Origin of the sequence: Rossellomorea pakistanensis, from assembly GCF_016908495.1 — a bacterium.
Taxonomy (GTDB): Bacteria; Bacillota; Bacilli; order Bacillales; family Bacillaceae_B; genus Rossellomorea; species Rossellomorea pakistanensis.
In genome coordinates this window covers 146,180-160,364 of sequence record NZ_JAFBDZ010000004.1, presented here as the reverse complement: position 1 = coordinate 160,364, position 14,185 = coordinate 146,180, and the positions used below count along the sequence as shown (strand labels likewise).

Sequence of the window (14,185 nt, the reverse complement as noted above, 5' to 3'; positions counted from 1 at the left end):
GAAAGACGGATGAAAAAGAGGATCACCAAAAATGTCACAATGTTGGCACTTAGTACAGGTCTTGTATGCAGCAGTCTTATACCAGCCTCCTTTACACAACAAGTTCATGCACAGCCAACTTCAGGGATCGATCAAGTGCTGGCAAAGCTTACACCAGAGCAGCGTCAAGCGATTAAACAATTACAAACGAATGCCCAAGGTGGGTTGCAACTATCTCCTGAGGTAGATCAAAAGAGTAACGATTCCATTTCTGTCATTGTTGAATTTAAGGACAAGCCGGAAAAGACGGCAATGCTGGAAGCGGAAATAGAAGGAAAAACCCTGTCTAAGACAAAAGCAAAAGAAAAAGTAAACTCGGCTCATGAAACTTTTAAAAAGGATTTGCAAACGATTTTCAAAAAGGAATTAAAACAAAAGAAGAAATCATCATTCAAAATCAAACAGTCCTACAAGCATGCATTTAATGGCGTGGCGATGACCATCCCTGCCAACAAGGCAAAAGCGCTGCTTGATTCTAAAGAGGTAAAGGCTGTTTGGAGTGATAGGGAAGTACACGTTGAGCCGCCTGTAACAGAACAACAAAAATCAAAGAAGCAAGCAGAAACAAATAGGATGACCACGTTTCCTGGCATCGAAAAGCTCCATCATGAAGGCTTTACCGGTGAAGGTGTGAAGGTCGGAATTCTGGATACAGGAATCGACTATAATCATCCTGACTTAAAAGATGCCTATAAAGGCGGATATGATTTCGTGGATAATGATAATGATCCGATGGAAACAACGTATGACGATTGGGTGGAAGCAGGTAAACCATGGTCAGCACAGACATATTATACCCAGCATGGAACGCATGTGGCAGGAATCATTGCCGGACAAGGAACGAACGAGTCTGACTATGCGGTGACCGGCGTAGCACCCGATGCTGATATTTATGCCTATCGTGTGTTAGGTCCTAACGGTACTGGCAGCACCGGGGGAATATTAGCCGGTATTGACCAAGCTGTAGAGGACGGTATGGATGTACTGAACATGTCGCTTGGTGCGAATTACAACGACCCATTGTATGTGACAAGTATTGCCGTTAACAATGCCGTGCTGGCAGGCGTAACGGCAGTGGTCTCAGCAGGAAACTCAGGAAACGGAATGTATACACTTGGTTCACCTGGTACTTCTCCATTGGCGCTTACTGTGGGGGCCAGTGATGTATCTGTTACAATTCCAACATTTAAAGGAACGCTTCATGCCGATACAACTGTATCAGCGGATTTAAAGCTGGTTGCCAGAGGGTTTACCGATAAAATAGAAGAACTAAGAGGGAAAAATTTTCCGGTTGTGGATGGAGGTGACGGTTCTTTTCTTGACAAAGATGTGAATGGAAAAGTTATCCTTGGCACACGCGGATATATTGATCTTCGCGCTATGATAAATAACGCGAAAAAAGGAGGGGCGAAGGCTCTTCTATTATACAACGCCTATCCACTGGAAGATGTGTATTTAGGAGAAGGTTTTGACTCTATCCCTGTATTCTCTTTAAGCAAAGAACAAGGAACCGCAATGAAGCAAGCGTTAACTTCCGGCAGTGCAACGTTCTCCTTTGATAAATTGGGTGAACCAGTTGTGACAGGAGGGGACGTATTAGCTGACTTCAGTTCTCGCGGTCCGTCCCGCGTATTGTATGATATTAAGCCCGAAGTGACCGCACCAGGGGTATCTGTCATGTCTATAGTACCGTCATATATGCATGGAGAAGATCAAATCGGGAATTATCAATTTGCGTATGAACGTTTATCCGGTACATCCATGGCATCGCCAAATGTTGCAGGGGTTGCGGCACTTTTAAAACAAGCTGACCCTGACATGACGCCTGCCGAGATCAAAACAACGCTCATGAATACAGCGGATCCATTAAGTGAAGAATATAGCGTATTTGAAGTAGGCGCAGGACGTGTGAATCCGTATAAAGCGATTCATGCTCAAACCAACATTCAAGTAAATGACGAGACGGAAACAAGTGATGGAGGAGCCGCCACTCTTGCAGATGAGGGAATCCAATCGATTAAAGAGACGACCGGTGCCCTCAGCTTTGGCGCCCACGTTGCTGATGGAAAGCATATAAGGGATACACGCTCTGTCACGCTGTTCAACAACAGTAATGAAACGAAAACATATGACGTGAAGGTCGAATTCCAAACATTGGATAAAAGGTTCCCTAACGATTATTCCCGCGTAGCCAACGATGCGGTTGCTAACGGAGTCACCGTGCATACAAAGGAAACGGTGAAAGTGAAGGCAGGAAAGAAAAAGAAAACCGCAGTGATGATGTTAGTTCCGAAAACGGCGGAACTAGGAAATTATGAAGGCTATGTGGTGTATACAAATAAAGAAAATCCGGATGAAACGTATCGTGTTCCATTTGGCATTCATACAGCGGAAGAAGGTATTGATCATATTGAGGTAAATCCGCCTGCTTTTACGACCGCTGTCGAGGCTGGTTATAATGGTATCCGATGGTCAGTTGGCCTTAACTTCCAATTAAAATCTCATATGCGTTCGATGGATCTCTTCCTTGTCAATCCAAAAACGAACAAAGAAATCGGTTTTCTTGGTTCATTTGACGGAATGGGTGCGGATGAAAATATTGAATATTATTTAAGAGGTGTGCTGAACGAAGGTTATTACCATCCGTTAACGGGAAATCCAGATCAGCCAATCGCGTATGATAAGGAACAAACCGAGCCAGGATTATACAATATCAGGATGGTAGGGACAAATGATAAAGGGAAAACCTTTACCTCAGATGCACCGGTTTACTATAGCGTTACCCAGCCAACCCTCGATCTCAACGTGGACTCTGGTGTAGTAGAATATAGTCCGGATCAAACAACGGTACCATTAACAGGTTCTGTTTATGATCCAGGTGTAGAAGAAATGAAAGCTGGCGGTATGGATGTGTCTCAAGCCAATAATAAATTTGTTTATGAGTTTGGTAGATACAGCACCGAAGTTCCATTAGACGCTGACGGAAAGTTTTCGACAGAGCTCTCACTGATCCCAGGTGTATCAGTGCTACCAGTCAAAATGTATGCAGAAAACATGGCGACAGTGCGGAACTATTCTAGTTATAAACAGGTATATTATGTGAAACAAGGCACTCAGTATGGAACAGCTATTCCGGATAAAAAGAAAGTAACAGCGGGCGATACGGTGACGGTTACGCTTTCAATGAACAATATGACAAACATGAAGCAAGCCGTATATTCTTTTGTGTATCCATCGAACGTAGACGTAAAAAGCATCAAACCGCATGCGACATTGAATGGGAAACTGGACATTCAAACAGTGAATACGGATGTAACCATCGACGGACAGAAGATGATAAAAATGAACATTACCGCGACGTTGACCGGTGATGCGGCGCAAACAGGGGTCTCAGGAAAGGTCCCAATGGTAGATATCACATACAAAGTAAATGAGGATTCTAACGCGGGGGATCTAGGTTTTAAACAATTCGATGTATCGTACACCAATACAGATGATACGATGAAATCCGCCACTGGTATTAGTATCCCTTATCATGTGGAGCGGACGTACTCCATTTTGAAATCGCATGTATTTCCGGAAGCATTTAAGAATCCTTGGGTACCGAGTGAGCCATTAGCACAATATGATTATGTAAAAGCAGGCGCAAAAGTAAAAGTAACAGATGAAGCAGGAAAAGAATATCCAAACGGTTTTGGGATCGATAGTTATACGACTACTGCTTTCTTCTTAGCTAAATTACCACTAACGGATAAACCATTCACAGTAGAGGTAGAGATGCCGGGACATTTCAAGGTGAAGAAAACTTTTACAGTCGGGTTGAAAGAAAATGGTGAAGTGAAACCTTATGCAAAAGCAATCTTTCCTGAACCTGCACCTGCGGGAGATGTGAACCAGGATAATGTAATCGATGTGAAAGACGCACTTTCTATTCAATCGAATTGGAACACAGACAAACGCGAAACGGATATTAACTTCGATGGAGTCGTAGACACAAAGGATATGCAATATGTCATCAATAATTATTTAATGCAAAATCCTTGGATGGATCAGTCTCCAGACCCTGTGAAAACATATAAAGGACAAACATTAGAGAGTGTGTTGAAGGAATTAAGTATACAGTAAGGTAAAAACGGAAGCAACGGAATAAGTGCCGTTGCTTTTTTAGGTAAAAAAAATCTTTTTGGCAGAATAACGACTTATTAAATATAGAAGTAAAAAGAAAGAATACCATTTGATTGGGTAAATAGGTGAATATTCGATTTATCAGATCCTTTTACCCGAATTTAATATAATGGTTATAGGATATGTGTAGCGGAATCAGAGGATGATAGATTGTAGAAACAAGTATACTTTCCAGGTTCTATTTTCCTGATTGCAAGGGGGAAGGTTCCTCTTACATGTATAGTAGTCTGGTATCTTCAAAATCTACTAAACAGTTTTAGCTTCATCATCATCGACTGATAACATATCAATGGTTTTGAAGTAGATATTTTTACTTATGAATGACCTTGATTTCATTGTAACAGCAAGGATGTTAAACAAGAGAATATTTCAGGAGAAGGTGTGAAAGTAGGGGTTATTGATACAGGTGTTGACTATAACTATCCAGATTTAAAAGATTTCTTTAAAAGCGGATACGATTTTGTTGATAATGAGACAACCTATAAAAACTGGAAAGATTGCGGAGAGGCTGAATACAATACAGGTGGTTTTAGTTATTTTACATACACGGAACTAAAAAATTGAGGCAATATCATACGAATCCGTTAGAGTGTTAAGGGGGAAATTCCTTAAACACTCTTTTTTTTATCATTGGAAGTATCCAGTATGATCTATATGATCATGAGACTATTTGCACATTTAAATATTAAATACTTTTCTCACATGTCTCTTAGATTCCCTTCAGCTAAACAATGGAAGCATGCTGGGGTATCAATTTCAAGCAAGCTCTAAAAAGCTTATTGACACTTTGAAGGCAGATAAGGAATACGAGCTTGTTTTCGCTGGAGAAGGCTTTGGGAGCTTTAGACTTAGAAGGAAAAATCGCAGTCGTAAAGCCTGCAAGATCTTCTACCTTTTCACCCCTTCAACGTGACGCAGCAGAAAATGAGCCGTCGCCCTTATTGTAATTCCGCCTGATGAACATCCGTCTTATGCGAATTTACACATTCATTAGCGAACAATTCCTGCAGTCACAACGGATATTCCCATGCCAATCAGCTGGTAGAACGGGGGCAAAAACTGACATAAAACATCTCAATTAGACAAAATTGGGGCATTGACATAGGTATTATAGATTGGTTATTTTATCACATTTCAACCTTCCTCTTTTCCTTTTACAGACTTCTTACACCTTATATCCACGTTTTTTTAGTACATAAATCCTGAATGTTCAGAGGCTAAATCCCCCAATACACCAACTGTCAGACTTATGCAATAATGTAAGTAGATATCAGAATCTTGATTTAATTCTGATCAAAAATGTAAACTTCTTTTTTATTTAGGTAATTTATACATTTAACAACTTAGACTAGAGGATGAGGGATGGAACAGATTATATCATTTTTAAAAAAAGTAGTCCTGATTGCAATCATTTTATTTATCATGATCATCATATTTTCCATTTTCGTAAGCCTGAACAGCAATAAACCACTAACCGTTTTTGGGATCAAGCCCCTGACTGTGTTATCGAATAGTATGGCTCCTATCTTTGAGGCAGGGGATGTCATTATTACTCGAGAGGTTGAAACAGGGGATCTTAGGAAAGGTGACATCATCTCCTTTTACAATGAAGAGAAAAAACTGATCACTCATAGAATCACTGCCATCGTTGAAGAAGATGGAGAGAAGCATTTTTATACAAAAGGTGATAACAACAATGCGATGGATGAAGAAATCACGACAGTAAGTGAAATAGTAGGAAAAGAGATATTTCATATTCCAAACCTGGGCTTTCTTGCTCACTATACGAAAGGTCCGATGGGCTTCCTGCTATTCATTGCTCTCCCTTTAACAGGTTATGTTTGTTTAACGGTTTATGAAAAAATGAAGCCAAAGCAGAAGCAAGAGAAGTTTACAAAATCATAATGAATATGGGGGATACAAATGTTTAAATTGAAAAATGCTTTCTTAGGCAGTGCACTGGTAGGAACGATTGTTGTGTCAGCAAGTTTCGGTACATATTCTTGGTTTACATCCGAGACGAATGCTACGGGTCAGATTACAAACGGTACATTAGAAATCAATAACGGACAAGACATAGAGACAATGATCGTCGACCAAACGGGTTTTGCTCCATCCCAATTAGTTTATGGTGAGTGGTTAACAATTGAAAACACAGGGGATATGGATGCTTATTTAAAAGCTGCTTACAACCATTCTGTAGATGCTGATGTTTCACTGGCTGCTTATAAAGTGGGGTATATTGCGTATAAGTTCTCTGCAGGAGAAGAAATGACAGAAGACATCCTGGAAGAATCAAGAATCTATCTGGATCAGCTATTCAATGGTCCAACAAATGAAGCCATGACAGCATCTAAGAAGATTGCTCCTGGAGTTGAAATGGTTGTTGGGTTTGTAGAGGAAGAAGGAATCCAACCAGCTGCAAAAAGCAGTAACGGAAAAGCGAAGATGGTATTAGGTGAAGGTTCAAAAGAAGGGGAGAAGAATGAGTTCTGGCAATTAAACGATGACCAATATATCGACCTTTCTTTCGCTATTAAATTGGATCATAAAGCAGGGAACGAATATCAAGGAGTTAAGTATACTTCAAACCTGAATATTCAGGCAAAACAAATGGATGATGGAGCAAAATATTAATTAGCTCGCTCTGAAAGTACCTTCATGAAAAAACGTTTGAAAAGACAATCTATTGGAGACGATCCTGATAGGTTGTCTTTATTTACTCACAAAATAAAGGAGATGCAATGTTTTTGAAGAAGTGCTACTGTAGAGCCCTTTTAATCGTCTTAGTCATGGCCGTAAGTGGATGTCAGGCTAGTAAAGGAGATAATACCTATCCTCTAGAAGAAAGGGGAGGTGAAGAAACAATGGATTCTTCTGTTGAAATAGATCCAGCCATTGATCTTTCAAGCAGTCAAACGATTTCTATTGTCATTCATTTTACTACCCAGCCTGCGAAGATAGCTGTGTTGGAAGCCGAAAAGAAGGGGATTGACCTGACATTTGAAGAAGCTGTGCGGCAGGTGGAAAATAGTCACCGGAAATTTCAAGAGGAGATCCGAACAACCTTAGAAGAAAATCAGGTTCCCTATCAGATAACGCATCGATATAAGACTGCCTTTAATGGAGTATCAATGAAAATGCCAGCCAATGAAATCCATCACTTGACAAGTTCTACTGTCATTCAAAAAATTTACGCAAACGAAGATATCCAGCTAGATCCGCCCACACAGCCAACAGAACAATTATAGGAGAGAATGAAAAAGAACCACAATCATTCCAGGGAATGATGTGGTTCTTTTTCATAGTGATTCCAGGCTCCTTTTAAGACAGCCCCGCTTCATTTTTTTAGTCCAATACTTTCCCTTTTGTTTCTGGAACACAAATCAGCATGGTGATGAGCCCAATTGGATAAATAATAAAGATTAGAGAAAGTGCTCCAAATAAATTGCCTCCAGTAGCTAGTAGTCCAATGATGACTGGGCCAAAGCCAGCTAATCCTCGACCTGTTCCGAAAATGAAGTTTTCGGCAGTGGATCGTGCTTCGGCGGGGTAATTCTCAGCTAAAATGGCACCGAATCCACCCATCATTCCGTTTGCGAAGAAGCCAAGTAAGGCACTGCCCCATAGTAATAATGTTGGGTCTTTGAACAGGAAGAAGTAGATTAAGCAATAGATCGTCCCACTAATGTAGTAGAGAGTAAATGTTTTTCGGCGGCCGATTTTGTCGGCTAAAATTCCAAATGTGGCGATACCGATCAACATTCCAATAGTGGAAATTAACATCCAACCGCTTGCTTTTGCCATTGAATAGTCATACTTATCTGCTAAGATGGTTGGCATCCAAGTGAAAATTCCATAATAGCCGAAGTTTTGAATAAAGGACATGATGATTAAACCAATCGTCGTAATCGTTACAGATTTATTGGCAAAAAGCTTTCGGAGAGGGAATTTTCTCATGCTTTCTAACTGAGTTTTTTCTTCATTCGTCAAGGTCCCCATTTTATCCTTTTGGATTAATGCTTTTTTGTAATTCTGTTTTTGTTCCCAAATCTTTGGTTCACTTAAGCTTTTACGAACAAATATCGCGAGTAAGGCTGGAATTAATCCAAATAAGAAGACGGCTCTCCACCCGAAATGGGGAACGATGAGAGCAGGAAGAACGGAAGCAATCAATACTCCAAATTGCCAGCCTAATGCAACCATTGAAGTGGCCTTTGCTCTCATATTTTTCGACCAGGTTTCTGTCACAATCGCCATTCCGATCCCAAATTCTCCTCCCACTCCCATTCCGACCAGGAAGCGAAGAATTAACAGCTGCCAGTAATCCGTTGCAAAATAGATAAGGGCAGTAGCTAAGGAGAACAAGAGAATGGTAAACGCCATTGTACGAATCCTTCCGAAAAGATCGGCAATAAATCCAAATAGATAGGACCCGATGAGCATTCCGATGGTTGTGGCTAGGGTAAGATTCCCTCCCTCGACAGGAGATAGCTGAAATTCATTAATAATGTAAACTAATACAAATGATAAAAGCAGCATATCCAATCCCTCAGCAGCATAGCCGAGAACTGAACCAAATAATGTTTTATAGCGTTTTGACTTAGATTCCACTAAATCATCTGATGATTGATAAGTTGTACTCATGATTATTCCTCCTCGAAATATCTTCACAGTCACTTTGGAAGAATAATGAAAAAGCCTTCTCGCCAAATAGGACGAGAAGGCTCATAAAAACATAGCAGTACCATAGGTAATGGATACATACTATGTTTTAATTCCGCTTCCTTCTCAACCTCACGGGACTGAGTTAAAGGACTGTATAAATGTCTCTTCTAATTTTTATCACTGAATAATGTTATTGTCAAATAGTTTTTTGTCTTAACAAAGTCAACGATTATTTTGACTGATCATCTTGAAATAGTGTTAAACTCTCGTTTTTTTTTAAAATCCTAATAAGTAATGTTAAAATTTACTATTAGATTAAACTCTCAGGACCCCTCCGTCTATTAATTTGGCAGAGTAAAAAAAATCAGGGTCTTTAACAGACGCTGATTCTTATTGAATATGTTTCTTCTAAACAGGAGATTCCAAATAAAAAACAGTCATTTTAAAAAGAACGTTTGGGAGTTATATCAATAATTTTCAATTGTTCCTCTTTAATGTAGTTCCTAATGTGGTATTGGGTGCGGTGATTTCTCTGAATCGATTCGTTCTGTCTGAATGGATACTTTATCGATTTTGCCTTTGTGTATTTTAAAGCCTATCCCTAAACCATCGGGTACTTGTATATACCCATTATTCATGGTGATTTCCGGTTTGACAATATCTTCTTCCCAGTAATGTGAAGAAGGGGCAGTATCTCCGGGAAGTGTGAAATTCTCAAGTGTTGTCATGTGTAAGTTATGTGCTCGACCGATTCCAGTTTCAAGCATGCCGCCACACCAGACAGGAATATTATGATCTTTGCATAAATTATGGATCCTAATAGCTTCTTGAAGACCACCGACTCGCCCGATTTTAATGTTGATGATTTGGCAACTTCCAAGTTTTATTGCCTTCCGGGCGTCATCATAACTATGTATACTTTCATCTAGGCAAATCGGTGTTCTGAGCGCTTTTTGGAGGATAGCATGATCTATAATATCATCATGTGCTAAGGGCTGTTCAATCATCATAAGCTGATATTTATCTAATTCTTTTAGATGATCGACATGATCTAAGGTGTATGCAGAATTAGCGTCAGCCATGAGTGGAATATTAGGGTACGATTCGCGTATTGCACTTATATAGTCAAGGTCTGCTCCTGGGGCAATTTTCACCTTGATTTTTTGGAATCCCTCATCGATGTATTGTCCTACTTTATCTACTAAATGGTCAGGTGTCTCTTGGATTCCAATGCTTTTGCCTACCGCAATCTTTTTCTTTTCCCCGCCAAGGACTGCGTATAATGGCTTTCCATTTTTTTTAGCATATACATCCCACATCGCCGTTTCTAATGCGGCTTTTGCTATTTGGTTTCTCCGTACAAAGGAAAACATGCTGTAAATCTCTTTAGGGTGAGTAATCTCTTTTTTTATTATTCGTGGAATGAGGAAATCCTTCAAAATATAAATGGCTGTATGGGTTGTTTCTTCATTATAGTAAGGTTCATCGCTCGTAACGGTTTCACCCCAACCTGAGATACCTGATTCATCGATTACTTCAACAACGCATACATCTTTTGTGTGTATCGTTCCAAAGCTTGTGGTGAAAGGAGCTTTTAAAGAAACGTTTATGGTATGCAAAACAACTTCTTTAATCGTAATGGATTTCATATGACCTCTCCTTTTTACTGTGCAGATTTACAATTTCTGTTAAAATTTTGATTCCATTAAACAAGGACTCTCTTTCGAAAGTCATATTGGGGTGATGGAGTCCTGGTTTTAAATCACATCCAAGCCCAACCATAGTTGCTTTGAGGTGAGGTTTTTTTAATGTATAGAAATGAAAATCATCTCCACCTGGAGTAACCAGGGGTGGGGTTAATTTAGCATGCCCCAGAACATTGATAATGGCTTTATTTGCTACTTCTTTTGCTTCATTACTTACTTCTGCAGCAGCGATACCGTAATTGTTCGTAATGATAATTTCCGTATCATATAATTTTTCAGTTGATTGTAAAATATCAAGCACTCTCTGTTTTAATTGATCCATCAGTCTATTTGTTTGGGCGCGGAGATCAATTCCAACGGATGCTTTACCAGGAATAATATTGATATTCTTACCACCAGACAAAAATTTCGTGACTTTGATAGAGTGAGCAATACTAGGGTTTAGATGAATGGTATTCAAAGCATTAAGAATGTGGTTTCCAATTTCAATAGCATTGTGAGTCAAATGAGGTCGTGCACCATGGGCGTCATCGCCATGGATTTCAAATTCAATTGTACCGGCAGCTCCGTGTTGAATGGCAGGAGTAGCAAAACCATTTGGGGTTTCTTGGTAGGGACGTAGATGGATGCCATACAAGTAATCAACATCATCAACAACTCCTTTTTCAACGAGTTTGAGTGCCCCTGCTCCCACTTCCTCTGCAGGCTGGAAGATGAATCTGACACCGATTTTGTCTTGCAAACTAGTATCCTCTTTGATATTCCACAATACTCCTAGAACCATTGTCATATGGGCATCATGTCCACAGGAATGATTAGCCTGTAATTCACCATTCACTTCCTGCCAAAGAGCATCAATGTCCGCACGGATGGCTATAATCGGGACTTGACCTGTAAAATTACCAAAGTCTCCTATGACTCCTGTACAGTCCTCAAATGTTTGAACTTTACATCCAGCTTGCTCTAGGAGATTTTTAATATAGGCAGTGGTATTTCTTTCTTCCCAGCTTACCTCTGGATAGGTATGTAAGTAATGAAAAGTTGATTTAATTTTTTCCTTGAATTGAGTTTTCAATCATAAAACTCCTTTCACTGTATGTAATATTTGTTGGTTGGATTCACAAACTCCATTTTTCCTACTTTTTGTGCGATATGGAGCAGCAAGGTATTCAATACTGAAAATGTCACTGGACCCTTTTCCAAAATAGATTTTTTAGCAGAATGGATGGTTAAAATATAATCACCGTATTCAGCAAGGGGGGAAAGCTGTGAATCTGTTATCACAATAATCGTATTCCCATTCGCCCTTGCCTCTTGCGCTAATCTTATTGCTTCTAACGCGTATCGATAATAGGAAAAAATAACTACGCAGTTTTTTTTCCCTTTTTTCGTTATCCCTATGTCCGTTTCGGGTCGATATAGTGTCGTGTTCTCCAATAAATTATTGAGAAGGAAAGAGAACCAATGGGCATAAGAAAAAGAGTGGTAATAGCCTACCACACTAATTGCATTAGAGATGACAAGCTGATTCACAATTTCTTGGGCTGTATCCCAGTCCATATTCCTTGATGTTTGATGAATATTAATCTCATCAATACTCATGACTTGTTCAAAAGAATTGGATTTCTCGATGGGAATTTCTTGATTAGATGGTTGAATAGAAAGCAATCTTTGTTGCACATCTTTCTGTAATTCTCCATAGCCATTGAAGCCAATTGCTTTACAGAATCGAATCACCATGGTTTCACTGACATCAATGATTTCAGCCACTTTTTTTGCGGGGTGTGTAGCAAATAATACTGGATTAGATAGTAGTGACTCTCCAACTTTTTTTAGCCCTTTAGTTAAATCATTATAATGAGTTTGTGTTTTCTCGAGATAGGACATGTGTATCTTCTCCAATAAATAAAGTTTTTGATTTATTCTTGTTAAATTAAATTGTATGATTTATTATTAAAATAGTCAACTAAATATTCAGAAAATTATGAAGGAGGGTATTAAATGGAACTTGAGAAGGTCACTACTAAGAAAAGGATGAATTGGGGAATACCTGATGCGTATGTCATTTTGTTTGCTATTTTAGCGTTTATTTCAATCCTAACTTACATTATTCCTGCCGGGGAGTTTACTAGGGAAAAAGTGGATGGTATCACAATGGTCGTCCCAAATAGTTACGAACAGGTTAATTCTTCACCTGCTAGCTTAATGGATGTATTCTTAGCTATTCAGGAGGGGATGATTAGCTCTGCTCCTTTGATTTTTCTGGTCTTAATTATTGGAGGAGCGTTTGCAGTTATTGAGTCGACAGGTGCTATAGATGCTTTAATATTAAAAACAATAGAAAAGACCCAAAACAAAGAATTGCTTTTAATCACAGTCGTAAGTATCCTTTTCTCGGTATTTGGAGCACTTGGCATTATTGTCAATGCCGTTATCGCCTTCATTCCTATTGGAATTATTCTTGCTAGATCTATGAAGCTTGATGCGATTGTAGGAGTATCAATTATTTATCTCGGTGCTTATGCAGGGTTTAATACTGCATTTCTAGACCCTCTAACAACAGGAACGGCCCAACAGATTGCCCAGCTTCCATTATTTTCAGGTATCGGCTTTAGGGTAATCATTTACATAACCATTCTCATTTCCACCATTGCTTATGTTGCTTATTATGCAAAGAAGATTAAGAATGATCCGTCCAAGAGTGTCTTAGGAAAGAAACCATTTCCTAAGATTGAAGATAAACAACAATTAAATAAGGATATTTCGATTACTAGGCTGCATAAACTTGTTCTACTTTGGCTTGTTGTTGGAATCGGAATTTATGTGTTTGGTGTCTTTCAGTATAAATGGTCTTTAAATGAAATGGCTGCCATCTTCTTGATTATTGCAGCAGGTACCGCGATTATTGCGAAAATGTCTCCTAATAAACTTGTGACTGAATTCTTCAACGGTGCCAAAGGTCTTGTGTATGGAGCAATGATCATAGGGATGGCCCGTTCTATTGTTGTAATCTTGGAAGATGGACGTATATTGGATACCGTTGTACAAGGAATGGCAAATGTCATGACACCTTTTACAAGTGTAGTGGGAGCATTGGTTATGTTTGTAGCTAATTTACTTTTTAATATATTGGTTTCTTCTGGAAGTGGCCAGGCAGTCATTGTCATGCCAATCATGACCCCGCTTGCTGATCTAATGGAAATTCCAAGGCAAGTAGCGGTGCAGGCTTATAAGATGGGTGATGGATTCACCAATACGATTACCCCTACATCAGGCATACTAATGGCCAATCTCGCCATTGCAGGGATTTCTTGGACTAAATGGATTCGATTTATGTTTCCATTACTTTTAATCTGGATCATTATCGGAGCCATTTTTCTAACGGCCGGTGTTTTTATGAACTGGGGCCCGTTTTAATAGAATAGTATATATAGTAGATAATATCAGCAGTAGTATAAGTTAATTAGATAGATAATGGGTAATTGAATTTAAATTGATTTTTAATAGAATTGAATTTTAATAAAGTGGTTATAAACTTAAGGATGACTTCGGTACTAGACTGGGGTCATCTTTTCTAATGCCAATTA

At 39.2% G+C, this 14,185-nt stretch carries 9 protein-coding genes and 1 pseudogene; 6 read left to right on the top strand and 4 right to left on the bottom strand.

The window, feature by feature from the left end; translation table 11 throughout:
- The first annotated feature begins 9 nt into the window (after nucleotides 1-9).
- The 5 genes and pseudogenes from JOC86_RS18415 (at nucleotide 10) to JOC86_RS18395 (ending at nucleotide 7,475) form a co-directional block, all read left to right on the top strand.
- The gene (locus JOC86_RS18415) at nucleotides 10-4,164 is read left to right on the top strand and encodes a S8 family serine peptidase (protein WP_205174415.1); all 4,155 of its coding nucleotides are present in this window, start codon (nucleotides 10-12) and stop codon (nucleotides 4,162-4,164) included.
- A gap of 420 nt (nucleotides 4,165-4,584) precedes the next feature.
- Nucleotides 4,585-4,767, top strand: a pseudogene (locus tag JOC86_RS18410) (S8 family serine peptidase); the annotation flags it as partial.
- An 819-nt stretch (nucleotides 4,768-5,586) separates the two neighbouring features.
- Nucleotides 5,587-6,129, top strand: coding sequence for a signal peptidase I (locus JOC86_RS18405; RefSeq protein ID WP_205174413.1), 543 nt, complete (start codon nucleotides 5,587-5,589; stop codon nucleotides 6,127-6,129).
- A gap of 18 nt (nucleotides 6,130-6,147) precedes the next feature.
- Nucleotides 6,148-6,861, top strand: coding sequence for a hypothetical protein (locus JOC86_RS18400; RefSeq protein WP_205174412.1), 714 nt, complete (start codon nucleotides 6,148-6,150; stop codon nucleotides 6,859-6,861).
- 107 nt (nucleotides 6,862-6,968) lie between these two features.
- Nucleotides 6,969-7,475 (top strand): protease inhibitor I9 family protein, encoded by a 507-nt coding sequence (locus JOC86_RS18395; RefSeq protein ID WP_205174411.1) that lies wholly within the window; start codon nucleotides 6,969-6,971, stop codon nucleotides 7,473-7,475.
- A gap of 97 nt (nucleotides 7,476-7,572) precedes the next feature.
- Here JOC86_RS18395 and JOC86_RS18390 read toward each other — a convergent pair whose 3' ends face one another.
- From JOC86_RS18390 to JOC86_RS18375, 4 genes are all read right to left on the bottom strand, one after another.
- Entirely contained in the window at nucleotides 7,573-8,871 is a 1,299-nt protein-coding gene (locus tag JOC86_RS18390; protein ID WP_205174410.1) for an MFS transporter, read from the bottom strand.
- Nucleotides 8,872-9,395: 524 nt separating this feature from the next.
- Nucleotides 9,396-10,541: an o-succinylbenzoate synthase gene (menC, locus tag JOC86_RS18385; protein WP_205174409.1), complete on the bottom strand. Its 1,146-nt coding sequence runs from the start codon at nucleotides 10,539-10,541 to the stop codon at nucleotides 9,396-9,398.
- Entirely contained in the window at nucleotides 10,522-11,673 is a 1,152-nt protein-coding gene (locus tag JOC86_RS18380) for a M20 peptidase aminoacylase family protein (RefSeq protein ID WP_205174408.1), read from the bottom strand. The genes menC and JOC86_RS18380 overlap by 20 nt, the downstream gene beginning before the upstream one ends.
- A 14-nt stretch (nucleotides 11,674-11,687) precedes the next feature.
- Nucleotides 11,688-12,485, bottom strand: coding sequence for a MurR/RpiR family transcriptional regulator (locus JOC86_RS18375; RefSeq protein WP_205174407.1), 798 nt, complete (start codon nucleotides 12,483-12,485; stop codon nucleotides 11,688-11,690).
- A gap of 114 nt (nucleotides 12,486-12,599) precedes the next feature.
- Between JOC86_RS18375 and JOC86_RS18370 the strand changes: the two genes are divergently transcribed.
- Nucleotides 12,600-14,015: a YfcC family protein gene (locus JOC86_RS18370; protein WP_205174406.1), complete on the top strand. Its 1,416-nt coding sequence runs from the start codon at nucleotides 12,600-12,602 to the stop codon at nucleotides 14,013-14,015.
- Nucleotides 14,016-14,185: the final 170 nt, after the last annotated feature.